Origin of the sequence: Pantoea cypripedii, assembly GCF_002095535.1 — a bacterium.
Lineage (GTDB): Bacteria > Pseudomonadota > Gammaproteobacteria > Enterobacterales > Enterobacteriaceae > Pantoea > Pantoea cypripedii.
Genome location: NZ_MLJI01000001.1, coordinates 1,712,237 through 1,735,851 on the forward strand (window position 1 = coordinate 1,712,237; position 23,615 = coordinate 1,735,851).

28 protein-coding genes are annotated in these 23,615 nt (G+C 50.5%); 16 read left to right on the plus strand and 12 right to left on the minus strand.

The window, feature by feature from the left end:
* The first annotated feature begins 16 nt into the window (after positions 1 to 16).
* Positions 17 to 1,267, plus strand: coding sequence for an NADP-dependent isocitrate dehydrogenase (gene icd / locus HA50_RS07980; RefSeq protein ID WP_084873924.1), 1,251 nt, complete (start codon positions 17 to 19; stop codon positions 1,265 to 1,267).
* A 362-nt stretch (positions 1,268 to 1,629) separates the two neighbouring features.
* Entirely contained in the window at positions 1,630 to 2,346 is a 717-nt protein-coding gene (locus HA50_RS07985) for a helix-turn-helix transcriptional regulator (RefSeq protein WP_084873925.1), read from the plus strand.
* A 35-nt stretch (positions 2,347 to 2,381) separates the two neighbouring features.
* Here HA50_RS07985 and HA50_RS07990 read toward each other — a convergent pair whose 3' ends face one another.
* The 4 genes from HA50_RS07990 to HA50_RS08010 all read right to left on the minus strand — a co-directional run bounded on the left by HA50_RS07990 (position 2,382) and on the right by HA50_RS08010 (position 5,754).
* A complete protein-coding gene (locus HA50_RS07990; protein WP_084873926.1) occupies positions 2,382 to 2,972 on the minus strand; it encodes an acyl-homoserine-lactone synthase in 591 nt (196 codons plus the stop codon).
* Between the two features lie 215 nt (positions 2,973 to 3,187).
* Positions 3,188 to 3,772: an acyl-homoserine-lactone synthase gene (locus HA50_RS32125; protein ID WP_084873927.1), complete on the minus strand. Its 585-nt coding sequence runs from the start codon at positions 3,770 to 3,772 to the stop codon at positions 3,188 to 3,190.
* 690 nt (positions 3,773 to 4,462) lie between these two features.
* Complete coding sequence (locus tag HA50_RS08005; RefSeq protein WP_084873929.1) at positions 4,463 to 4,807, minus strand: hypothetical protein; 345 nt, start codon at positions 4,805 to 4,807, stop codon at positions 4,463 to 4,465.
* Positions 4,808 to 5,343: 536 nt separating this feature from the next.
* Positions 5,344 to 5,754, minus strand: a complete 411-nt coding sequence (locus tag HA50_RS08010) for an Exc2 family lipoprotein (protein WP_084873930.1) — start codon at positions 5,752 to 5,754, stop codon at positions 5,344 to 5,346.
* Between the two features lie 239 nt (positions 5,755 to 5,993).
* Between HA50_RS08010 and HA50_RS08015 the strand changes: the two genes are divergently transcribed.
* Together HA50_RS08015 and HA50_RS08020 are read left to right on the plus strand one after the other, a co-directional pair.
* The gene (locus tag HA50_RS08015) at positions 5,994 to 6,191 is read left to right on the plus strand and encodes a DUF6404 family protein (RefSeq protein WP_084873931.1); all 198 of its coding nucleotides are present in this window, start codon (positions 5,994 to 5,996) and stop codon (positions 6,189 to 6,191) included.
* Positions 6,192 to 6,313: 122 nt separating this feature from the next.
* Positions 6,314 to 6,505, plus strand: a complete 192-nt coding sequence (locus tag HA50_RS08020) for a hypothetical protein (protein WP_084873932.1) — start codon at positions 6,314 to 6,316, stop codon at positions 6,503 to 6,505.
* An 84-nt stretch (positions 6,506 to 6,589) separates the two neighbouring features.
* Here the strand turns inward: HA50_RS08020 and HA50_RS08025 are convergent, their stop codons facing one another.
* Both HA50_RS08025 and HA50_RS08030 read right to left on the minus strand, forming a co-directional pair.
* A complete protein-coding gene (locus HA50_RS08025) occupies positions 6,590 to 9,589 on the minus strand; it encodes a glycoside hydrolase family 18 protein (RefSeq protein ID WP_084873933.1) in 3,000 nt (999 codons plus the stop codon).
* Positions 9,590 to 9,777: 188 nt separating this feature from the next.
* On the minus strand, positions 9,778 to 10,026 hold the full coding sequence (locus HA50_RS08030; protein WP_084873934.1) for a DUF883 family protein: 249 nt from the start codon (positions 10,024 to 10,026) through the stop codon (positions 9,778 to 9,780).
* Positions 10,027 to 10,178: 152 nt separating this feature from the next.
* Here HA50_RS08030 and HA50_RS08035 point away from each other — a divergent pair, with 152 nt between their 5' ends.
* Positions 10,179 to 10,385: a DUF2767 family protein gene (locus HA50_RS08035; RefSeq protein ID WP_084873935.1), complete on the plus strand. Its 207-nt coding sequence runs from the start codon at positions 10,179 to 10,181 to the stop codon at positions 10,383 to 10,385.
* A 38-nt stretch (positions 10,386 to 10,423) separates the two neighbouring features.
* Here the strand turns inward: HA50_RS08035 and HA50_RS08040 are convergent, their stop codons facing one another.
* Positions 10,424 to 11,431 (minus strand): Ppx/GppA phosphatase family protein, encoded by a 1,008-nt coding sequence (locus HA50_RS08040; protein WP_084873936.1) that lies wholly within the window; start codon positions 11,429 to 11,431, stop codon positions 10,424 to 10,426.
* A gap of 53 nt (positions 11,432 to 11,484) precedes the next feature.
* The gene (locus HA50_RS08045) at positions 11,485 to 11,814 is read right to left on the minus strand and encodes a hypothetical protein (RefSeq protein WP_084873937.1); all 330 of its coding nucleotides are present in this window, start codon (positions 11,812 to 11,814) and stop codon (positions 11,485 to 11,487) included.
* Between the two features lie 211 nt (positions 11,815 to 12,025).
* On the opposite strand from HA50_RS08045, the gene HA50_RS08050 reads away from it, so the two are divergent.
* Positions 12,026 to 12,208 carry a hypothetical protein gene (locus tag HA50_RS08050; protein ID WP_084873938.1) on the plus strand — a complete coding sequence of 61 codons (183 nt, stop codon included), beginning with the start codon at positions 12,026 to 12,028 and terminating at the stop codon, positions 12,206 to 12,208.
* A gap of 41 nt (positions 12,209 to 12,249) precedes the next feature.
* Here HA50_RS08050 and HA50_RS08055 read toward each other — a convergent pair whose 3' ends face one another.
* A complete protein-coding gene (locus tag HA50_RS08055) occupies positions 12,250 to 12,606 on the minus strand; it encodes a DUF4186 domain-containing protein (RefSeq protein WP_084873939.1) in 357 nt (118 codons plus the stop codon).
* Between the two features lie 170 nt (positions 12,607 to 12,776).
* Here HA50_RS08055 and HA50_RS08060 point away from each other — a divergent pair, with 170 nt between their 5' ends.
* From HA50_RS08060 to HA50_RS08070, 3 genes are all read left to right on the plus strand, one after another.
* Entirely contained in the window at positions 12,777 to 13,001 is a 225-nt protein-coding gene (locus HA50_RS08060) for a YgdI/YgdR family lipoprotein (protein ID WP_084873940.1), read from the plus strand.
* A gap of 123 nt (positions 13,002 to 13,124) precedes the next feature.
* Complete coding sequence (locus HA50_RS08065) at positions 13,125 to 13,508, plus strand: hypothetical protein (protein WP_084873941.1); 384 nt, start codon at positions 13,125 to 13,127, stop codon at positions 13,506 to 13,508.
* Between the two features lie 21 nt (positions 13,509 to 13,529).
* Positions 13,530 to 13,943 carry a GNAT family N-acetyltransferase gene (locus tag HA50_RS08070; RefSeq protein ID WP_084873942.1) on the plus strand — a complete coding sequence of 138 codons (414 nt, stop codon included), beginning with the start codon at positions 13,530 to 13,532 and terminating at the stop codon, positions 13,941 to 13,943.
* Here HA50_RS08070 and HA50_RS08075 read toward each other — a convergent pair whose 3' ends face one another.
* Positions 13,944 to 14,606, minus strand: coding sequence for an MBL fold metallo-hydrolase (locus HA50_RS08075; protein WP_084873943.1), 663 nt, complete (start codon positions 14,604 to 14,606; stop codon positions 13,944 to 13,946).
* A 24-nt stretch (positions 14,607 to 14,630) separates the two neighbouring features.
* The gene (gene ldcA / locus HA50_RS08080) at positions 14,631 to 15,554 is read right to left on the minus strand and encodes a muramoyltetrapeptide carboxypeptidase (protein WP_084873944.1); all 924 of its coding nucleotides are present in this window, start codon (positions 15,552 to 15,554) and stop codon (positions 14,631 to 14,633) included.
* Between the two features lie 152 nt (positions 15,555 to 15,706).
* On the opposite strand from ldcA, the gene emtA reads away from it, so the two are divergent.
* Positions 15,707 to 16,348, plus strand: a complete 642-nt coding sequence (gene emtA, locus HA50_RS08085) for a membrane-bound lytic murein transglycosylase EmtA (RefSeq protein WP_139810970.1) — start codon at positions 15,707 to 15,709, stop codon at positions 16,346 to 16,348.
* Between the two features lie 79 nt (positions 16,349 to 16,427).
* Here emtA and HA50_RS08090 read toward each other — a convergent pair whose 3' ends face one another.
* Positions 16,428 to 17,378, minus strand: coding sequence for a sugar-binding transcriptional regulator (locus HA50_RS08090; protein ID WP_084873946.1), 951 nt, complete (start codon positions 17,376 to 17,378; stop codon positions 16,428 to 16,430).
* Positions 17,379 to 17,562: 184 nt separating this feature from the next.
* Here HA50_RS08090 and HA50_RS08095 point away from each other — a divergent pair, with 184 nt between their 5' ends.
* The 6 genes from HA50_RS08095 (at position 17,563) to HA50_RS08120 (ending at position 23,614) form a co-directional block, all read left to right on the plus strand.
* Positions 17,563 to 18,504, plus strand: a complete 942-nt coding sequence (locus HA50_RS08095) for a D-ribose ABC transporter substrate-binding protein (protein ID WP_084873947.1) — start codon at positions 17,563 to 17,565, stop codon at positions 18,502 to 18,504.
* Between the two features lie 13 nt (positions 18,505 to 18,517).
* Positions 18,518 to 19,129, plus strand: a complete 612-nt coding sequence (locus tag HA50_RS08100) for a DUF2291 family protein (RefSeq protein ID WP_084873948.1) — start codon at positions 18,518 to 18,520, stop codon at positions 19,127 to 19,129.
* Complete coding sequence (locus HA50_RS08105; protein WP_084878419.1) at positions 19,129 to 20,643, plus strand: sugar ABC transporter ATP-binding protein; 1,515 nt, start codon at positions 19,129 to 19,131, stop codon at positions 20,641 to 20,643. The genes HA50_RS08100 and HA50_RS08105 overlap by 1 nt, the downstream gene beginning before the upstream one ends.
* Positions 20,644 to 20,645: 2 nt before the next feature.
* On the plus strand, positions 20,646 to 21,755 hold the full coding sequence (locus HA50_RS08110; protein WP_084873949.1) for an ABC transporter permease: 1,110 nt from the start codon (positions 20,646 to 20,648) through the stop codon (positions 21,753 to 21,755).
* A 91-nt stretch (positions 21,756 to 21,846) separates the two neighbouring features.
* The gene (locus HA50_RS08115; RefSeq protein ID WP_084873950.1) at positions 21,847 to 22,677 is read left to right on the plus strand and encodes a transketolase; all 831 of its coding nucleotides are present in this window, start codon (positions 21,847 to 21,849) and stop codon (positions 22,675 to 22,677) included.
* Positions 22,670 to 23,614 carry a transketolase family protein gene (locus HA50_RS08120; RefSeq protein ID WP_084873951.1) on the plus strand — a complete coding sequence of 315 codons (945 nt, stop codon included), beginning with the start codon at positions 22,670 to 22,672 and terminating at the stop codon, positions 23,612 to 23,614. Before HA50_RS08115 ends, HA50_RS08120 begins: the two co-directional genes overlap by 8 nt.
* The last annotated feature ends 1 nt before the right edge of the window (position 23,615 follow it).

Here is a 23,615-nt window from a genome sequence, read left to right on the forward strand (position 1 = left end):
CTCGAAGGAGAGGTTAATGGAAAGCAAAGTAGTTGTTCCGGCGGAAGGTCAGAAAATCACCCTGGATCAGGGCAAACTGGTAGTGCCAAATAACCCGGTCATCCCTTACATTGAAGGTGACGGTATCGGTGTTGACGTTTCCCCCGTGATGCTGAAGGTGGTTGATGCCGCTGTGAAGAAAGCCTACAACGGCGAGCGAAAAATTTCCTGGATGGAAATTTACACCGGTGAGAAGTCAGTAGAACTCTATGGCCAGGATGTCTGGCTGCCGCAGGAAACCCTCGATTTAATCAAAGAATACCGCGTTGCCATCAAAGGCCCGCTGACCACTCCGGTTGGTGGCGGTATTCGTTCTCTGAACGTTGCGCTGCGTCAGGAGCTGGATCTGTACGTGTGTCTGCGTCCGGTTCGCTACTACAAAGGCACCCCAAGCCCGGTAAAACGTCCTGAAGATACCGATATGGTGATCTTCCGTGAAAACTCCGAAGATATCTATGCGGGTATCGAGTGGAAAGCCGGTACGCCTGAAGCTGACAAAGTGATCAAATTCCTGCGTGAAGAGATGGGCGTGAAGAAAATTCGCTTCCCGCAGCAGTGTGGTATCGGCGTGAAGCCGTGTTCAGAAGAAGGTACCAAACGTCTGGTGCGTGCTGCCGTGGAATACACCATCACTAACGATCGTGATTCCCTGACGCTGGTTCACAAAGGCAACATCATGAAGTTCACCGAAGGTTCTTTCAAAGACTGGGGCTACCAGCTGGTGAAAGAAGAATTCGGCGGCGAGCTGATCGATGGCGGCCCGTGGATGAAGTTCAAAAACCCGAACACCGGCAAAGAGATCATCGTGAAAGACGTGATCGCTGACGCCTTCCTGCAGCAGATCCTGCTGCGTCCGGCTGAGTATGATGTTATCGCCTGTATGAACCTGAACGGTGACTACATTTCTGACGCCCTGGCGGCGCAGGTTGGCGGCATTGGTATCGCACCGGGTGCAAACATCGGTGATGAATGTGCACTGTTCGAAGCAACTCACGGTACTGCACCGAAGTATGCAGGCCAGGATAAAGTGAACCCAGGTTCCGTCATCCTGTCCGCAGAAATGATGCTGCGTCATCTGGAGTGGTTCGAAGCCGCAGACCTGATCGTTAAAGGCATGGAAGGCGCCATCGCCAACAAAACCGTGACCTATGACTTCGAACGTCTGATGGAAGGCGCTAAACTGCTGAAATGTTCAGAGTTTGGCGACGCGATTATCGCGAATATGTAAGCTGCCTTTTTGGGCGGAATACAGAACGGGAGCCGATGGCTCCCGTTTTTTTGTGGTGGACTTGCTCTAGCGCCAGATGAGGTCAGTATTTTAAATTTTTTGGCGTTAATTGTTACCTGAGCCTGGTTTCAATTGAGGGAAACAGAATCCACACCAATAAAAAGAATATTCTTAGTTAGCTAAGGACATTTTCTTAAGTACAGAAGCCTAATTTTTAATGTTACAATGCCTGTGCTTTAGTATTGGTAAGTGATGGTTGTCATAACAATTCATAAAATTTACTATATCAAATAGTCTATACTTTATGAATATGTTAAATATGAGCTACAGAAGAGAGAAACATCCTGGGGCAAAGAGAGACTATGTCAAAATTTTATGCAAATGAAGATATAAATGAAAAAGTTAAACTATTTCTGGAAGAGGCTTTTCCTGGGATAAAAGACTATAAATATGGATATTTCATTATAAGCAAAAAGGATTTAAATGAAATTCGCATTATAAATAATTTCCCTGAGTGGTTTGATTTATATGTAGAAAATGTGCATCAAATGGTAGACCCGGTAGTCATGAAGGCACTAACCAGAGTGGAAGGTTTTAACTGGAACGAGGAGATTATTATTTCTTCAAAGTTAGCTTTGCCGAAGGTAATGCTTCATGCGAAAGAGTATGACATCAATAACGGGCATACATATATAATTCATGACTACAAAAACAATCTGGCACTGCTATCAATTTTTAATGATCAGATAGTTGGTATGGCAGAAGAAAACTCACGAAATATTGATATTGAACTATCTGTTTTTGTGAAAGTTCATCAAAAATTATTGTCTTTGTATGATTTTTTCAAAATAGATAACAATGATCACAGCATTACATTCACTTCCAGAGAGAATGAAATTCTTTATTGGGCCGCTGTGGGTGAAACTTATAGGGAAATTGCATCACATTTGGATATCACAGTATCTACAGTAAAATTTCATATGGCAAAGATTGTGCAGAAGTTAGAGGCTGTCAATGCAAAACATGCAATTAGATTAGCCTCTGACTTAAAGTTAATCACTGTTCCCACTGGTGATTAATAAAGTGAGGTAGTTGTCAATGATACCTGTGCATACTATGCATGTTTATTATTTAAAGCATCGTATAGACAAAATACTGCGTTGTCCTTAGTTGGCATAATAATCAGATAGATGTATTCTTTTTTTTCAGATGTCCCAATTTTTTGAACTTCTATGTTCCATCCGGCTTTAATTAAACTGCACAGTAGCTGCTCGGATGCGACGGCATAAATGCCATCGTAACCAGATTCTTTTGCAAAAGAATGAATATTAAGGAAGAAACGAAGTTTTAAATCTCTTGCGAATTCGTATTCTATATCTCGCTCATTATCAATAAATAGGCGCGTAACTTCTACATAATTCCCTTCAGGTAATGTTATCTTGTCGAAATATTTATAGAAAACCCCAGTAAACATGTTATCAAAATGCATGTCAATAAATCGGCATCCACATATTATTTTTCCTTCCTGTTTGCCTATAAGGTAATGAGCGTTTTCATTGTCATATTCATCAAACTCCATGCCACCTTTACATTTCACTAACCAGTCTAATCTATCTTTAAATATTTTTTTTCTTATGAAATAAAATTCGGTGAGATCTTTTTTTAGCATATTGCGGTAATTACATGATACAAATGTAATCGTCATGACGATTCTCGGCTATTTGAGTTTATTGAAATGAATTTTAAAGACCAGAACTGAATGAGTTACAATGGATGATTTTGTGCGTTTATTAGAAATTATGGCAACAAAAATTTTCTGTGATTTGCCTGAAGTTTTTATCAGTTATTGGCTTAAGTTTAGATGCTGAATTTCAAAAGAATAATTAACGGAATCTTCGTGAATGGTAAGGTAGTCAGGTTTTATTTTTTTAATATTCGGTCCGTACTAGATTTATCCACAGGCATGAAAATATAATGCACTGCCTCTCCTTTTTCAGAATGACCTGATTCTAACACTTCCACATTCCAGCCTGTCCTCCGATATATTGTTAACATGGCCTCGCTTGCTATAGAGTAAATTCCGTCATAATTATTCTTTCGAGTGAAATTTATCATTGCGACAAAAATCAGTGCGCAGATAGGGTGATGAGATAAATTTAATTTATTTATACGATCTTTATCAATAAATAGTCTGCTAGCTTCCAGATAATTTCCGGATGAAATCTTAATGTTGTTAAAAAATGAGTTGAAAACACCACATTTCAGCATGTTGGGTTTGTCAATTTCTATAAATCGTAAGCCACAGATTACTTCACTACAGAATTTTCCTAGTATATAATTGGCATCATGCGTGTCATATGCATCAATCTCCTTCTCATCAGTGCAATTTACTGCCCAATCAAGCCTGTCTTTAAAAAACCCTTTTTCTAAGATGGAACAGACTGTTTGCTTCAGTTTTGTGTGAGAAAAGAAAATGGAACAACATTTAGTGTGAGCATGTAAAATTCCCTTTTGACTTTATGGTTTAACCTTAGAATGGATATACAATTTAAAAAACATGACTATACCAAAGTCAATAAATAATACTTTGGTGAATAGTTTTTGTATTGGAAGTTAAAAGCAAAGTTTAAAAAATTGAACTGACATCACAACTTGATAGTCACGATTGTGATAAATTAAATAGTTTTCCTCGCGTCCTTTTTTAAAAAACACGCTTAAGTAACGTAGTGAATATTGATCGTAATTTATCGCTCTTTTTGAAAGTTCATTAAAATTACTGTCTTTTTGTGAGCCGTTTAAAAAAGATAACGATAATCACCGTTGCACAGTATCTAAGGGATAGTTTGCATGATTTACAGCTTCTAATCTGAATATTCTGCCTGTCAATTTGATAAATCGTGAGCGCTCATAGGATCACTGAAAATAACGAATAAAAGCCTCCCACATAAATCTGAGAGGCTTTGGATTTTATTTACTGTTAAACCAGTCGTAAAACCGAAATAGCCCGGAATAAAATGCGTAAACACCGATTAGCATAAAAATCCAGGATAATACTCCCAGCCAGCCATGTGTGTTCATTGGGCTACATGGTCCGGCCTGATTCGAAAGTGGAAATATCGTAAATAACCAGATTAAATATACTAAAAACCGGCGCTTGGGCGTGCCTGGTCCGAAGCCATTCATAGTGTATTCCTGTCACCAGTGGCACTGTCCACCAATATTGTTAGAAGAACTATTGCCGCTGCTATTACCGCCATTATTACCGTTGCCGCCATATGGACTGTTATTGCAACCAAGACCTCCGGTAAGTGCTCCCATACCGGCTCCTGCTGCTACAGCTCCCATACCCACGGGTCCCATAGCAATGGCCCCAATGGTGCCAAGAATGGCCCCCATACCTACCTGGTTGGCGCAGCTGCTTGGGGCTCCACCTCCACGACCACCCCGGGAATCATTGTCAACACGGCCTCCCGTTGATTTGTCCGCAAAATTTCCAGCACCGGATACCATGTCCATTTCCTGAATATTCAACGTTTTCATACAATCTCCTTATTGATGCCCGTTCTTAGGATCATGAAATGTAGCTAAAGATGAACGAAACTTAAATAATAGAACTCGTAACAACTACTGGGAATTATGATGGGGTAAGGTGTTTATAATTGTAGTTGCTCAGGCTGTTATGTCGATTTTTAGAGCTTTTGCCAATAAAAATAACGTATAAACCTATTATTATTGGTTTTCATCTAAACTTTAGGTAAACTGGTTGAGGTTTTTAGATGAAAGTGATTAAAAAAAAGAAATTAAAGTTAGCTGAAATTAATTGAATTTGTGACGAGCATTCAATAAATACATTTAATGCAGATTCTATTGCTATAGGTTAATCTGGGAATGGTTCAATTTGTAAAAACATGCGAAATTATTCAATGGATTGTCAGATTTAAACGGTGTCTACAGCAGTGTTTAGATCATGTTACGACTACTACAAACAATCGTTAGACAGAGTGCAAAACGGGAGCCAGCTGCCCCCGTTTTTATTTGTACCAATATTGCAAACCACCATCAGCAGTGGGTTCCCGTTACCCCCGTCCTTCAAAACCATCCATATAGGTTTCCGATATCGCCTTAGCCATATTTTCTCGCCAGCGGGGTGATACATTTTCCTTGTATTCTTTTCCGGCGAACTGGGAGGTGCCATGAATGGATTTTATGAATTCATCACTACGGAAATAATTAACACGTTGTTGTACATCCGTTGCTGTCAGTCCGGCCTCACGATCTTTTTTCCCTTGTTGCCAGAACTGTTCGAAAAAAGGGGTCATCAGGCGGATTGAATCCGCTTTATTCATTCTGAAATTAGGATCATTGTCATCAACAGTATGAACAAAATGAATAGCATGGCGCTTTGCACTGTTATCTGGCTGGGCACAACTACTAAGAAAAACCAGTGATAGCGCGATGACGCTTAACGTCAGGGTATTTTTAAGCATATTATATTCCATTATTTAGATAAATATCAGGCAAAAGTTTGTGATTATTGCCGTTATTCCATCTGGGGTATTTGATATCTGGCTGTAATGCCGCAAAAAGGGTGCCTGTTTACTGACCAGATTGTCAATCTTTTCCCTCAGAAAATAATCCAGGGTGATGCAGATAACATTCCCGACAGTTGAACGGTGTTTTTTGGCGGGTAAACCGTTATCGTCAGCGCTCAATGACAGGAGGGGTTATGCAGGGTGTGATGAAATTCATTAAGGGCTGGCTGGTGTTTTCTCTGCTATGGGGCATTTTTATGTGGTTCGTTTCCTGGCAGGCTCAGGGAAAAGAACCCGGCCTGGCGATAGTGATGAGCCTGTATGCTGGCCTGATTTATCAGGCGTTAATGACCATGGTGGCGCGCTACAAAACCCGTAAATCACAGGCCTGATTTTTCGCATCTGCTCAAGGCTCAACACGCAGCTTTGCGCGCCACTGACACTAATTTGCAAAGCCTCAGGCAAGCTAGGCGCACTTTTGGATCATTTTGTGGGTGAGTGGATAATGAGGAAGATGCCGCTAGCTGCCTGGTTTTTTCTGTTGCTGTCATTTGGATCCTGTGCGCAGCCTGTACCCGCGCCCCCCAGTATGCATGTGTACAGCGGTCGTCACTTCAATGCCGGCAACAACGGTATGGCGGATGTGGCGGAAACGCCGGATGAACATATTCAGGAAAGGCGTGATGATGTGGGATACCATCAGTAATCCTGCCTGCAACTGAAATGTTGATGAATAAAAAAGCTGCGATCGCAATGATCGCAGCGAAGATGAGTGGTTAACTCTGTCGTCTTACTTGTTGTAGTACTTCCAGGCCTGGGTCCAGCTGATACCTGTTTCTGGCTCGTAGTGTAACTGAGACCATTCGCCGGTCTGGCTACACCAACCTGCGATGACACATTGGAACAGCTTGCCTTTGTGTTTCACCACATCACCGGCTTTATAGTCGCTACCGTAAACCCATTCAGGATAACCCGTGGAATCAGAGAGCGCCGGTACGGTGAACTCTTTCACCAGTGTGCGGGATTCCTTACCTGCAGCGACGGACACAGTGACTTTCAGGTTCTGTACCTGATTGGTTTTGTTAACCGTAAAACTCTGTGTCGCCAGCCCATTGCTGCCACCCTGGGCACCTGATGGAAGTGTCCATTGATAGGTCGGCATGCTGGTCGCTGCAGTGGAAGAAGACACGCCACCGGCGAAAGTGATGCTGCTGCCGTTGTCTGTGGGGAGGATGACTAATCCCAGCGCATCAATAAATGCCTGATCGTGGTTTTGTGCCTCCTGAGTGACTTCAATCTGATGCGTTTGCGTGGCAGAGCGCGCACCTTTCACACTCGAAGCATTGACTTCGACAAGGTAGTTTCCAGCAGTCAGACCCGCTTTAATCTGTCCATTCTGGTCAATACCATTAGCCACAATCTGGGAGCCCTGTTTCAGAGTCCATTGATAACTGGCCTGGTCAAAATTCGCCATGGCCTGCATTTGGGCCAGATTGGCGGATGGCATGCTGTCTGCCCCGGTAATCGCAACGGCGGGTTTCGCGACCTGAATGGTCACGAAGGCTTCGCCGGATTTTTGCTTGCTGTTAGTGGCGGTCAAACGGAATTTTGCTGAGACATCAAACAGACCCTTGGGTACCACAATTTCAGCGGATTCTTTATCGTAGGATTTAAGCGTAATTTCGCTATTGCCCTCGATACGTTCCCACTTCCAGCTCACATCCTGCTGATTACTGCTGCCGGTAACCGTATAGCCAAAACCCATATCATTGGTACCGACGACGGAGAGTGTCGTGGTATTCAGCGATACCACCGGGGCCAGACTTTCATCGGCGCTGGAAGTGCAGAAGTCTTCACCGTTAAAGTTGTAACTGGCCGGCCCGGAGAGGATCTCATTAACTTTGGTCGGGATACCCTGCTGCGAATCGAGGATGCTGGTATCAACAACACCGTTATAGTCTTCGGTAAAGTTATAGTAGCTGCCGTTCGCCAGCTTATTACAAACGGCCGCGTTCATACTATTCAGAATCAAACCATTATCGTTACTGGCCGCCCAGACAAACATGCCACCTAATTTATATTTTTTAAGCAGGTCACCTTTGGCAATAACTGAGCGCTGCGAGTCAAAGGTTTCAACCTGAGCCGTTGGATTACCATTGACCGAGGCAATAGGTTTCCAGATATAGGCAGCTTCAGCCTGTTTATCGTAATAGGTATCCTGCTTTTTGCTGATAAAGGTATCGTACAATTCGCGATAGTCAGTCACACCATTTTCAAAGGTTCCATTACTGCCAAGTCCTTTACGGCTGACCTCTTCACCATTGGCAATCCCATGCCAGAAAAGTTTGTCATGCTGCGGTTTGACGCTGACACTATGCCAGCCCCGGCTATAGGCAGCGGCACCGACCACCAGTTTTTCGGAGGGGAAGTCCGGGTTATTATCGAGAATGGCTTTCACTGCGCCTTCGGCACTGAAACCGCGTTGCGCCTGTTCGCCTGTCATATCGTTACCCTGACCATCAATAACGATATTGCCCGCTTCGTCTTTGATTTTGTTCTGATTACCTTGTTGGTAATAGGTTCCGGCGATCGGTTTGGCATAGACTCCCGCATGATGGCCCGGGTTACGGGCAAAGGCACCGTACATGTCGTAAGTCATGATATTGATAAAATCAAAATCATCTTTCAGGCTGTTAAAGTCGATTGCGGCGAGTTTAGCGGGTGAGGCGCTGACGGCGGCACTCAGTTGTTTACGTTGCGCGCCGCTATATTGGGCATCCATAGCGGAACGAAGTTGTTTGACCAGCGCCGTATAGTGTTCTCTTTCATTCTGATAACCATCAATTGCCAGGTCGCCCATGGCTGACGTTCCGGTAAAACCAATGAATTCCCAGTCAAGATCGATACCGTCCACGAAAGGATATTCGCTCAGGAAATTCATAATGGATTTAACGAAAATATCACGTCCTTCTTTAGTTTCTACCATGGCGTGGAACGGCGCACTCATTGACCAGCCGCCGACGGAGACCATCACTTTCAGCTGCGGGTTCGCTTTCTTCATTCTTTCCAGCGCTTTCAAACCAAAATATGAGGCCTGAGGATCGTAACGCGAGACGGAAAAATCACCCTGTTGTTTAGCCGGTGTATCATTACCCTCCCAGCTGGTTTCTCCGTTTTCCACCGGGAAATTACCCTGGCCGCACATGGCTTTAAGGATTTTTTGCCCGCGCTCGTTGCCTTCAGCAATCAGCCCGGTATTGTTGGTCACGGGCAAGGTAACATTACCCGGACGTTGTGCACCAAAATCACAAAGACCGAGGAAGCTCCAGAATATATGCGTAAGGTTTTTCGCCGGAACTAAATCGGCGGTATATGAGCGTTCCCAATAAGCCCATTCATCGAAATACATGCCGACGATCTTATTGCTGTTGAGCTGAAAGGGGACATTTTTTTCCAGATTCGCTGCAAATCCATTCTCATTTTCACTGAGAATCAGATTACTACTATTCCCTGATGAAGGATAAATATCACCTGGGTTAGCATATTCCACTTTGTAAACCTGGTAATTTTTGGGGCTGTGCGGATGCAGCCCCTCCATATCACTGCTCCATGCTTTCCATTGTATTTTTGTTTTCAGTCGGTCACCACGATGGCGGCTTACATCACCTGCGCTACCACTATGATTCTCTGCAATGGTGCCACTTTCGTCAGGTGTGACTTCGACCGCAAATGCATTACCACCATAAATAGCTGATAATGTCGCTATTGCAATTACTGATAACTTCTTCATCCCTAAATCTCCAGTGTTTAATTCCGTAACAAGAATAAACAAAATATGTCAAAAGGAGGTTGAGGAAGTTCTTTGCAATAATAAGAATGAGAGAAGTGGCAGGAGAAATTTCTAAGTCAGGCAGAATAATAAAAAACAGGGACAGTCAGCAGGATGATATTTGCGCCTCCGTGCGCAACCTAAAATGCTTATTTCCTTCCCAGCAGAAAACCGACGACTATGCCGACGCTGGCTGCCAGCGCTAATCCGGTCACCGGATTTTCACGTACGCTTTTAATGACGCAATCAGCAGCATCCTGGGCCGCATAACTGGCCTTTGCTGGATAACGTCGGGCCGCACCTTTAAGCTGATGACGGCGTGAGCCAGTGACTTCGCCCACTTTCTCTTCTACTGCCCCTGCTGCTTCATTCAATTTTGCTTCCGCTTTTCCAGTCATAAATGACTCCCTGATGGTTGTGAATCTCTCTTTCAGCGTAGTCAGGGAATACGTCACCAGCAACCGTGAGGAACAACGGGTTGTAACAGGGGTTTGCAGGAAAGCGGAATTCTGTCCAGGCTTGGTACAGGTAACCAGCGTCAGGAGGAGCGATGAAACGTGACGTATTGAATGAGGACGATTATGACGAAGTTTGCCGGGTGATTGGTGATGCGGTGGTTGTGCTGGCGGAATGCGGGCACGAAACCAAAAGAGAAGAAATCACTGACCTGCTGAAGCGTACCCGTCACCATCGCGCCCATGATGAGCGCGATGAGCAACGCATGCTGGAACATGCTATCCGGCTGATCAAGCCATGATAAAAATACCGGACGTCAGGCGCGACGTCCGGCCTGATTTATTCCAGCAGCACACCCTGAATCAGGCTGGCTTTCACCACCGTGACGTCCTTAATTTCCAGAGCGCGCATATATCCTTCGACCAGCAGCAAATTGCTCACGTCGGTGGCGCGATAATCGCCAGCCAGTTCGCTATCGCCTTTCCAGACCTGTTGCTTTGACGCCTGCTCAAGCGCCGCCAGATCGTATTGGTTGCCCCTGATTTTCAGCTGATTCTTAATAGAGAAACCGTGTACACCGCCGATACCGATCACCCGACGGCTGCTGAGGTCCTGTTTAATTTGCGCCGGAACATCGTTGTGGGCATAAAACTCGACAAAACGCAGTACGGAAGGGCGCCAGGAGCCGATGGGATTCGGAGAGGTCGCGGACGGCTGGTTTTTCAACACATCAACGATGAAGTTTTTCAGCGTCACCGAAGCCAGCTTGCCCTGATACACATCGGATACCGCTTTCCCCTGCTGTTCGCGCCAGGCGGTCATCTGCATCGAGCCGCCACCAATATCCCACACCAGCAGATCTTCATCGCGGAGTTGAGGGTCATTGAGGGCCGCTTTAGCGGAGCGGAAACCCAGCTCAGCTTCCTGCTGTTGGCTGATAATTTTCAGCTGCACGCCCGCCTGCCGATTGAAGCGATCAATCACTGCCTGGCCGTTACCGGCAGATCGAAAAACGGCAGTCGCCACGCCGCTGATGCGTTGTGGATGATAGCGTTGCGCCTGCGTCACCAGTTGTTGCAAAGCGTTCAATCCCTGCTGCTGGATCGCCTCATCCAGTTGATTGTTGCCGGAGTGGGCCAGGGCGTCGTTGAAACCAATCGGGCGCTGGTCCTCAAACAAGACTTTCCCCAGTTGATGCTGGCAGATATTGACTTCAGTGACGGCAATTTTGGTGGTGCCAGAACCCATATCGATACCGGCTCGCGTTTGCCAGCAATCGTCGGCGAAGGCGAGAGACGGCAAGGTGATAACAAATAACAGCGATACAATACGCACAGCAAATCTCATGGTGACTCCTGTCAGAGAAAAGAAAAAAAGAACGTTAACCTGCGACGCACGGCTTACGGGCATGTCCAGGTGATCATGGTGTTTTGATAAGGATTGATCAGACGAAATTGTTTATCCGATAACCGCTGGGCGTAATACCCTTCGGGCGTCACTGCCGAGGGGACATACTGAAAACGGTCAGAGGAGTGCAATCTGCCGCTTTGCACGGTGACATCATCTTTGGTGACGGAAAACGCGTTAACCAGGTCAAAAATACGCGCTTCGGTGTTGCCCATCGCCTGTCCATAAATCGTGGCGACCTCGCCGGGACAATCCACGCCTTTTGGGGTGGAACTGCAGCCAGCCAGTAACAATAAGGTGAGAATTACGGTAATTCGCAACATGGTCCTGTTCCTGATTCGATCCCTGGTTTGCCGTGGTAGCAAAGTCTGCACAATGACCACGATATGCTGATCATAGCAGGTCTGGTGCCGCTTCCCATTTGCTATTTGTGTAATCGTTAAGCGAGGGGAATGTTAAAGGGTGACTTTGCTAGCAGATAAACGGTATTCTTGCCAGCATTGCGCATCAGCTTAGCAGAACAAGGGAGAAGTAATGAAAGAAGAACAAGCCAGTCTAATGATTCTGCAGCACGCCATTGACAAACTCGAAGCCGATCAAAAACAGCAGGTGATGAATTGTGTTGCGGCGCTGCGCGAGGTGATGCAGCAGTTCAATCCTGATGACGCCGGTCTGGCGCTGATGCTGGTGGCGGCCGAGGTCGCCGCCGAAGAGTAGGACCAGCAGCGCGCCGTCAGGTCCACACGGCGCGAGTTTCTTCACTGATTCATTTCTCCCACCAGCCAGCGGTGGATCACCCGCACGATATAATGCTGCTGCTCCACGGAAAGTGGCTGGTGTGCGGCAATACCGTGCCATTTCGCCAGGCAGCCGCGACAACAGGTTGCGGTTGCATGCTGGGCGATAAACACCGGGTGGCCGCGCATCGGCGTCTGCTTGCCATCGTTGTGCGGTTCGGCTTCCGCCAGACGACGCGCGATAAAATCCGCAGCGTGCTGGTCGATGATATCCGGTCCCTTATCCAGACAATATTGACGTTCTTTCGCGCCCAGATGGAAGCGACGGCGAAAGGGCGATTGTGCCAGGCGAGCAAACAGCGCGTTTTCATCTCTCATAACAACATCCTCCGGCGGCGATCATAACGCATTCGCGCTTGTGCTACCCCGTGTGTTTGCCAGAGCCGGGCATTTCTGTGGTGAACGCTTCAGGCCAGATTAGTCCTTGTCCTGGTTTGCCGGGCCTGATGCTGTGCTAAACCTGACTATGAGTCCAAAAGGAGGATGAGATGAAAAAGACACTGTTTCTGATTGGTACTTTTAGTCTGGGTCTGCTGCTGGCAGGCTGTGCTTCTGATCATGTTATGCATACCAATGATGGTCAAACCATTGTCACCGAGGGTAAACCGGTGGTGGATAAGGACACTGGCATGATTACTTACAAAGATATCTACGGCAAAGAACAGCAGATAAATCAAAGTCAGATCAAAGACATGTCTTCTGTCGATCAATGATTTCGTCGTGCGATAACGTCGCGGCCCGCATCTGGCGGGCCATTTAGCGCCACAACGCAATATTCTGTGATACCCTCCGTAAAACCCCAATGAAATCATCATCTAACCTCAGCGGAGAATCCAATGAAGGCGATAGCTATTGTCGTTGGCCTGCTGGCGTGCCAGGTCGCGCCAGCCTGGAGTGAAAGCGAATTCCAGATTACCTGTCCCGGACGCCCAACCATGACCGTCTCGCGTGCTGAGTATGGCCTCAGCATGTTGATGTGGCCGACACACCATTTCCAGATTGCTGCGGGTCAGCAACGCACCCACCTGCAGGATGGCGATCCGGTCGCCATTACCCGTTTTCGCAATGGCGATCAGCTGATTGTCAATAAAAACAACGGCGACACCTTTTTCGTTTACGCCGACAGCGATAAGCTGTTGCCTTGTAATCGCACGGATAAACGCGATATCGATAACCTCTCGCTGGAGCGTTACGACGATAACCAGCATCCGCCTTCATGATTCCGCCACAAGGAACCGACAATGCAACTCAAGGTTACGGAAAGGGTGACACACCAGGATCTCGATGAAGTTCGTCTAGGACTTACCGCCTTTAACAGCCGCTTCATCAATATTGATGAGTTAAAATCGATTGGCGTGTTTGTCACCGATGATGATGGCAAAAAACTGGCCGGACTGACGGGCTCCACCACTGGCAACTGGTTACGCATTGATATGTTGTGGGTGGGTGACGCGCTGCGCGGGCAGGGGGTCGGCAGCAAACTGATACTGGCGGCGGAAGAAGAAGCACGCGCACGCGGCTGCTGTTATGCCCAGGTAGATACCGCCAGCTTCCAGGCCCGGCCTTTTTACGAAAAACTGGGTTATACGCTGCGTTTTAGCCTGGATAACTATCCGCGCCACCATCAGCGTCATTATCTGAGCAAGACCCTCTGATCAACCCGGTGGCTGCTGGCGTAAATCCAGCGGCGCCTGTTCTGCTTCATCAATGGCCGCCAGCCAGCTTTGTAGCGTCATTTTCTGCCATGCCAGATGACCCCGCGTGGTGCTCATCAACACCACATCCGGGCGTAATGACCGATACAAATCGAGTGACTGGAGCAGCTCAGCCGGATTGCTCTCTGGCACCAGTACGCTAATCCAGCGGTTATGTTCACGCGTCAGGGTATCCCCCACAAACAAATAGGTACGCCCATACGGAGAGTGGTAGAGATAACTGCTGCTGCCTGGGGTGTGGCCTGGCGTGGGTAACAGATGAAAATCGCCGAAATGCGCTTCCTGCTGGCTGAAGGTGTCATCCGGTTCGATCACCCGGCTGACAGGACCGAGTGCGCGGTTGTGACAATACAGCGCGCTATTAAAACGCTGCTGAATCACCAGCGCGCCCGGCGCGGCCTCATGCCAGTGGGTGAGATAATGACGAATGACACCGCCAGTATCGGCCAGCACTTCGTGATCGAGCGGGTTTTCAACCCGGCCAATCAACAGGTTGCCGCGCGGATGGCGCAGCATAAACCCATGCATCATCAGATCACTTTCCGCCTCTTCGGCGGGAAATTCCGGTGTGGAGATCCACAAATCGTCGTATAGCGGCTTCATTGTCGGTCTCCTGCGGCAATGCCGTTAGCGCAATGTCGGGTGGCCGGTAAAGGCGAACTGAGCTTCTCCGTTACGAATCTGCAAACTGGCGCTGGCACCAAGGGGGAGCGTGACGGTGTCGACGGCATGACCAAAAGCCAAATCGCTGATCACCGGTAGCTGATACTCATCCCGGATACGCTGCCAGACGGTGGCAAAATCAAAGCCGTTATCGTAGTCAGAAAGGGAGGTGCTGGTGAAGCTGCCGGTAACGATCGCCTTTTGCCGCGCCAGGATGCCGCTTTGATGCAGCTGAATCAGCATGCGTTCAATGCGGAAAGGATGTTCATTCACATCCTCGATCACCAGAATGCCATCTTCAATCTGCGGTAACCAGGGGGTGCCAATCAGCGAGCAAATCATTGCCAGATTGCCGCCCCATAAAGTTCCCTGCCAGCGTCCTTCATCTGGGCTGCTGCTACGCCAGTTAAGATTGACTGTAGGTGATGTCAGCGCATGCCAAAAGTGGCTAACGGTAAAATCAGATAATGCCTCGGCGCCAAAATTGCCTGCCAGCATCGGTCCGCTGAAAGTGATGAGCCCGGTCTGCGCCAGCAACGCCAGCTGAATGGCAGTGAAATCGCTGTGACCACACAAGGCAACCGGCTGGTTCAGCAACTGGCGCTGTAAACCCACGTAGTCAAGGTTATCCAGCAGCCGTGACGCACCATAACCGCCGCGTACCGCCAGCACAATGTCCGGCAGCGGGTTGAGTGAGGCCAGCTGATTGACGTCGTCCAGCCGTTGCTGGTCATCACCGGCAAAACGCTGAAAACGGCGGGCAATGGCGGTTTGATTTTCCAGATGATGCCCTTCAGCCTGCAAACGCGTCACTGCGCGCTGGGCGGCATCCTGATTGTGGCAGTAACCGGAAGGGGCGATCAGACGTATCGAACGGGGGGCAACCATAACTCTCATCCTGCTGTGGGCTGGCTTGCCGATGATGACGAAATGCGTTACGGAAGTCACGATCTGGCAAGGTTTTTTACGTATTTAGGACAAACGGCAATTTTACCTGGTCGTAAGCCAGGTATGATAGCTTGCGCCGAATCTATTGCGGAATACAAAATTCAGTGAAAATCCGACTACTTATGCTCTCTGCGCTGTTGCTGGCGGGATGTGCCAGCGAACCGCAAACCGTTGTGACTCCAGAGAAAAATACACCTTTAACCCAGGCACCACCGTCGAAAATCAATGACGCATGGTCAATGTTTACTGAAGATGCCGCCAGTCATTATGGTGTTGATGAGAAGTTAATCAGCGCCATTATTAGTGTCGAGTCGGGGGGCAACCCCACCGTGACCAGCCGTTCCAATGCGGTTGGGCTGATGCAGATTAAAGCTTCTACGGCGGGCCGTGCGGTGTATCGCGCCCAGGGTCGCCGTGGTCAGCCAAGCTCCTCTGAACTCCGCGATCCCGCAAAAAATATTGATATCGGCACCGCCTATATCCGTATCCTGCAGGAGTCAGAATTAGCAGGCATCCGTAATCCGCTAACATTGCGTTACGCCACCATCGTCTCCTATGCCAACGGGGCAGGGGCGTTGTTGCGCACCTTCTCGCGTGACCGTGACCGCGCCATTGCGATGATCAATGCCATGAGTCCTGACGAGTTTTATCAGCATGTGCAGAACAAACATCCGGCAGCCCAGGCACCGCGTTATTTGTGGAAAGTCACCACAGCGTATCGCACCATCGGTTAACGTTTGACGTATCTTGTAGCGGCGCGATTTATTGCGCTTGTTTTAAAAGACGCGCGATAAATCGCGCCGCTACGTCTGATTATCCCTCTAGCAGAAGTCTGGCGGTGGGATAATCGACAATCAGCACATTCACGTAGCCGCCGCGTAATGCGCCGCGAATCGCCTGGGCTTTTTCTTTACCACCTGCCAGCGCCACCACCTGCGGGCAACTTTTGACCTGCGCCAGTTCCATCCCAATCACCGGATCTTCTGCCGCGCTCAGCACCGGTTTCCCCTCGGCATCAAAGTAATGCAGGCAAATATCACCCACCGCACCGCGTTGTGCCAGGGTGCGCAGCATCTCTTCATCGTAATAGTTGCCGGAATTCCGCAGCAGCGCCGAAGGTTCGAGATCGCCAATGCCGACAATCGCCAGGTCCACCTGCTCAAATTTCTCCAGTACCACCGCAACATCAGGGTTGACCGACAATCGCTGGCGATCCTGCACTGAATGTTCAATCGACTGAGACGGCAGCAGCCATGCCGGACAATTCAACAGCGCCGCCAGATTTTGCGTCAGGATGGTGGCCTGTACATTGCCGTTGGTCCCCACACCGCCCAGCAGCTGGATCACGCCGCGACAGGGTGCATTGAGCGGATGCAGCGCATCCACCATGGCGCGGATGGTGCCGCTCCAGGAGGAGATGCCGATCAACTCATCGGCGCGTAAACGGGTTTCCAGATAATGTGCCGCCGCCGAGCCAATGGATTGCTTAATTTGCAGGGCTGATGCCTGCTCCGGCACATCCACCACAATTGCCTGCGGCAGCTGGTAAGCCTGCTCAATGGCTTTTTCCAGCTCGGGAAACACGTTGGCCGGGGGTACCACACTGATTTTAACAACGCCTTCTTTCACACTGCGGTTGAGGATGCGTGAGACAAAGGATTGCGACAGTTTCAGTAGTTGCGCGATGTCCGATTGCTTCATCCCCTCAAGGTAATACAGGGTGGCAATTTTCACCATCAGCCGTTGTTCGTCCTGTTTTGCCATGGTTTTTTCCCTCTTCAGATCTGCCTGGTATTGTTAATCACCCGCTCAAAAATAACAACGAAGAACAATTTGTGATCGTTTTCGCTTTTTCAGGATCCGGCATTGGACGACATCCATTGGCGGGTGCATAGTCACTATGCATATAAAATCGCAATTGAATATATATTCAAGCGGAGAAAAACCAATGAACGCGAACCTCGTCAAAGTTACCCTGCTGGCTTCACTCCTGACGTTTTCTGCTGCCTCGCTGGCGGCGGATAAGGGCCTGCTGGCCATTATTACCCCGTCACACGATAACCCGTTTTTTAAAGCCGAAGCGGATGGTGCGCAGGAAAAAGCCAAAGCCCTCGGTTACACCACGCTGGTTGCTTCGCACGATGATGACGTTAACAAGCAAAACCAGTTGATCGAAACGGCCATTGCACGCAAAGCCAAAGCCATCATCCTGGATAACGCCGGGGCGGATGCCACCGTCGGGCCGGTACAGAAAGCCAAAGATGCCGGTATCCCCACCTTCCTGATTGACCGTGAAATCAATAAAACCGGTGTGGCGGTAGCGCAAATCGTCTCCAACAACTATCAGGGCGCGCAGCTGGGCGCAGAGAAGTTCGCCAAATTGCTGGGCGGGAAGGGCGACTATGTTGAGCTGCTGGGTAAGGAATCCGACACCAATGCGGGCGTGCGTTCGCAGGGCTACCACGATGTGCTGGATGATTACACAGACATGAAAATGGTGGCACAGCAGAGCGCCAACTGGAGCCAGACTGAAGCCTTTAGCCGCATGGAAACCATTCTGCAGAAAAACCCCAATATTGTCGGGGTGATCTCTGGTAACGACACCATGGCACTGGGTGCGGAAGCCGCACTGAAAGCCGCAGGCAAAACCAACGTGATTGTGGTCGGTTTTGACGGCAGCGATTACACCCGCGACTCGATCCTGAATAAAGGCAATATCAAAGCCACGGTATTACAGCCGGGCTGGGATCAGGCGCAGATGGCGGTGGAGCAGGCGGATTACTACCTGACCCACGGCAAAGCGCAGAAGGAAGAGAAACAGCTGATGGATTGCGTGCTGATCGACGACAGCAACGCCGCGAAGCTGAAAACCTTCCGTCTGGCGCAGTAACGCGGAGGTCGGCATGAAGGGCAAAGCAGCAGGCGGATTGATCATGGCGGCGCTGACGTTGCTGCTGACGGCATGCACCGTGGTGGATCTTGATGCAAACGGCAATCCCATCATGCCGAAAGATCCCCATGCCAAACCGGGCTACACCAACCAGACGCCGCAGCAAATCGCGGAAGAAAGCTGGCAAAGCCGGGTCGCACAGCCAGCAGAAAAACAGGCGCTGAGCTGGGGTGATATGGAAACCAAAAGCCATACGTTGAAAGCGGGCACCAGCGAAAGCGTGTTTGTACGCGCCGGCGGCACGGTGACGGCGCTGGATAGCAGCAACGATCGCGAACGCGTCCTGACCGTCACCATTAATGGCAAACCGGTGAAGGTGTTGATCGGTCCGGTGCTGCGCAGCAATGCGATTCGTGATGCAGCAGGCTTCCGTTTCGAAGAGTTCACCAATCAGGTGCAGTACGCACAACTGACCAAAGCGCTGAATCGCCATGCGGTGAAACAGCTACCCACGGTGGATGCCAGCTGGGTGGGCAAACCGCTACAGGCGATTCTGGCGGTCACCATGGGGCCGGGCACGGTGGATGAAGTGGTGGCTGTGCAGTTGCAACAGGGGAACGGATGATGAGCGACGAAATTATCCTGCAGGCGAATCATATCTCGATGTTGTTCCCCGGCACGCTGGCGCTGGATCGGGTGGATTATCGCGTCTGGCGCGGCAAAGTGAACGTCATTATCGGCGAAAACGGTGCCGGTAAATCGACGCTGATGAAAATTCTTGCCGGTGTCCAGCAGCCCACCACCGGTGAAATGTTTCTTAACGGGCAGAAAGTGGTGTTCGCTGGTACGCGCGATGCGGCACGACACGGCATCGGCATGGTGCATCAGGAGCTGAACCTGTTTGAGAACCTCAGCGTGTCCGAAAACATTTTTCTCGGGCGTGAGATTCAGCGTGGTATCCGGCCGATTAACGAAGCGGAGCAGGCACGCCGCACCGCCGCGCTGATGCAGCGTCTTGATCAGCCGATCTCGCCGCAGGAAAAGGTCGGCAACCTCAAAGTCGGACAGCAGCAACTGGTGGAAATCGCCAAAGCGCTGGCGGAGGACGCCGACATCCTGATCCTCGACGAACCCACCTCGGCGCTGAGTAAAACCGAAGTGGAGATTCTGTTCCGGGTGATCCGTGAACTGACGCGCCAGGGCGTATCGATTATTTATATCTCGCACCGGCTGGAGGAGTTGATGGCGATTGGTGATGTGATCACCATCCTGCGCGACGGTCGCTTCCAGGCGGAAGCTAAGGTCAGCGAGATCGATGTGCCGTGGATTGTGCGCGAGATGCTCGGCAGCGAACCGGTCAGCAACTTTCTGCCGCCGAATCGCCAGTTCGGTGCGGCGGTGCTGGAGGCAGAACACATCACCTGTGTCAGCCCGAATGGCAACACGCTGGTGGATGATGTCAGCTTCCATGTGCGTTCCGGGGAGATTGTCGGCATTTACGGGCTAATGGGGGCCGGGCGTACCGAACTGTTCGAATGTCTGCTGGGCAGCCAGCGTAACTATCTCGGCAAGCTATGGCTCGATAGCAAGCCGTTGCCGACGCGTTTGCCAACCGCAGAACGAATTCGCATGGGGATGAGCCTGGTGCCGGAAGATCGTAAACGTGCCGGGATCTTTCCCATCTCCTCCGTCGCCAGCAATCTGACCATCGCCAGCCTGTGGCGACGCCTGTCGCACCGCATGGTGATTGCCCAGCAGGCGGAGCGCGAAGCGGTGAGCAGCACGGTGGGCAATCTGGCGATCAAAGTGTCATCGCCGGAGGTGGCTATCAGCGCCTTAAGCGGCGGTAATCAACAGAAGGTGGTGATTGGTCGCTCGCTGTTAACCAATCCGCGCCTGCTGCTGCTGGACGAACCGAGTCGCGGCATTGATGTCGGGGCCAAAGCAGAGGTGTTCCGCATGATGGTGCGCCTGTCGGAGCAGGGCATTGCGGTGCTGTTTTCCACCTCCGATCTGAAAGAAATCATGGCCGTCGCCGACCGTATTCTGGTGATGTCTGGCGGCAAACTCACAGCCGATCTTCCGCGCGCAGAAGCAGAAGAAGCGGCGCTGGTTAAAGCAAGCGCACAGGGGTTCTGAAGATGAAAAGCAACAGCGCCGTGGCGTTCGCCGCCCAGCCAGCAAAAGCCTTTAATTCACGCGAAGGGTTGATCCTGCTGCTGTTAAAACTGCGCACCTTTATCGCGTTGTTCCTGATTGTTGGTTTCTTCTCGGTGACGGTGCCAGATTTTCTCGCGCTGGGCAGCATGGTGATTATGGTGAAGCACATCGCCATCAACGCCTTCCTGGCGCTGGGTATCACCTTTGTCATTATCACCGCCGGTATTGATCTCTCCATCGGTGCCACGCTCGGGCTGTGCGGCATGATCGCGGGCTGGCTGATCACCAAAGGTATCGTGCTGCCGATGTTTGGTATCGCCATCTTCCCCAGCGTGTGGGTGATTGTGCCGCTGGTGCTGCTGGCAGGAGCCTTAATTGGTGCCGCCAACGGCTGGATCATTACGCGCTACAACGTCGCGCCCTTTATCTGCACCCTCGGCACCATGTACATCCTGCGCGGTACCGCGATGCTCACCTCCGGCGGCGAGACGTTTCCTGGCCTGCAAGGCAATCCGCTGCTCGGCAATACCGGTTTTGACAAAATCGGTGCCGGGTACTTTCTCGGCCTGCCGTGGGCCATCTGGATGATGGTGCTGCTGGCGCTGGTGATCGCCTATGTCGCCCGGCGGTTGCCGTTTGGCCGCCAGGTGTATGCGATTGGCGATAACGAGCGGGCGGCGGAACTCTCCGGGGTGAAGGTAAAGCAGGTGAAAATCTGGGTTTATACCTTGTCCGGCTTCTGTGCGGCGATCGCCGGGATTGTGGTGTCATCGCAGCTGGTGGCCAGCCATCCTGCCAACGGTACTTCATTTGAAATGAACGCCATCGCGGCGGTGGTGCTGGGCGGGACTTCGCTGGCGGGAGGACGCGGCACCATTCTCGGCACACTGGTGGGGGCCTTCGTTATCGGTTTTCTCGCTGATGGCTTAATCATGATGGGGGTCAGCGAATTCTGGCAAATGGTGATTAAAGGCATCGTGATTATTGTCGCGGTGATCATTGATCAGATGCAAAGCCGGATGCAGCAAAAAGCCGCGGTAGTGGCGCAGAAGGCGCTGATCGAGGAGGGGGGCAGTAACGCAAAAGTTTAATCGGTTGGGGTGCAGGCGGCCCTTGTCTGTCCCCCTTTTTTTGCTATGCAGGAATATATATTCAGATTCGATTTAAAATTCAGAGGTAACCATGAATCCTTTCAAATACTCTGTGGCCGATCTGACCGCCAAAGCGCGGGCGGTGCGTCGCCGTATCATCCAGCTCAATGCGGGCAGCCCGGCGGGTGGGCACACCGGTGCTGATTTATCGCAGGTGGAAATCCTCACAGCCCTCTATTTCCGCATTCTCAATTGCGCGCCCGATCGGACTAACGATCCGCAGCGTGACATCTATATCCAGTCCAAAGGCCATGCCGTGGGCGGTTATTACTGCGTGCTGGCGGAAGCGGGCTATTTCCCCACCGACTGGTTGCCAACCTATCAGCATGCTGACTCGCATCTGCCGGGCCACCCGGTGCGGCAAAAAACGCCGGGTGTCGAGCTGAATACCGGCGCACTCGGCCACGGCTTGCCGGTGGCGGTGGGTATCGCGCTGGCAGCGAAAAAGGATGGCAGCAATCGCATGATTTATGTGGTGACTGGCGACGGTGAACTGGCGGAGGGCAGTAACTGGGAAGCGGCGCTGGTGGCGGCACATTATGGCCTCGATAACCTGGTGATTATCAACGATAAGAACAAGTTACAGCTGGCAGGACACACGCGCGACATCATGAACACCGATCCCCTGCCGGAAAAATGGCGTGCATTCGGCTTAGAAGTCACCGAATGCAACGGTAACGATATGGCGGCGGTGGTGGAGACGCTGGAAAACCTGCCGCGCAATGGCAAACCCCAGGTGGTGGTGGCTGATACCGAAAAAGGCTTTGGTGTTTCGTTTATTCAAAGCAAGGCCGAGTGGCATCACCGGGTACCGAAGGGAGAAGAGGTCGCACAGGCACTGGAGGAGCTGAAAGATGAGTAATGCACAACACCTGGCCAACGTGATGGTCAACGCGTTTATTGACGCGGTCAATCGTGGCATCGATCTGGTGCCGGTAGTGGCGGATTCGACATCCACTGCCAAAATTTCCCCCTTTATCAAGGCATTCCCGGATCGCCTGGTGAATGTGGGTATCGCCGAACAAACTCTGGTGGGCACCGCTGCCGGGCTGGCGATCGGCGGCAAAGTGGCGGCGACCTGTAACGCTGCGCCTTTTCTGATTTCACGCGCCAATGAACAGGTGAAGGTCGATGTTTGCTACAACAACACCAACGTCAAACTGTTTGGTCTGAATGCCGGGGCCAGTTACGGCCCGCTGGCCAGTACCCACCACAGCATTGATGACATCGCCGTGATGCGTGGTTTTGGCAACATCGAAATCTATGCCCCTTCCTGCCCGCTGGAGTGTCGTCAGATCATTGATTATGCGCTGGAACATGTCGGGCCGGTGTATATCCGTCTTGATGGCAAAGACCTGCCGCAGCTGCATGATGAAAACTACCAGTTCCGTCCGGGTCAGATCGATGTATTGCGCACCGGGCGTGACATTGCGCTGGTGGCGATGGGATCGACGGTACACGAAATTGTCACGGCGGCAGAGCAGTTGCAGGCACAGGGGATCGATCCAGGTGTGATCGCCATTCCATCGATTCGCCCTTGTGATACCCAACAGCTGCGCGACCTGTTAAATCACTATCCAGCGGTGATCACCGTGGAAGAACATAACGTTAACGGCGGCGTAGGCAGCCTGGTGGCGGAGGTGCTGGCCGAAGGGGGCTGTGGCATCCCGCTGTTACGGCTGGGGATCCCGGATGGGCAATACGCCATCGCCGGAGATCGCGCCTCTACCCGTGCCCGGCATAGCATTGATGCTGCTGGCGTAGTGAACAATGCAGTGCGCATTTGCGCAGGAGCGTGAA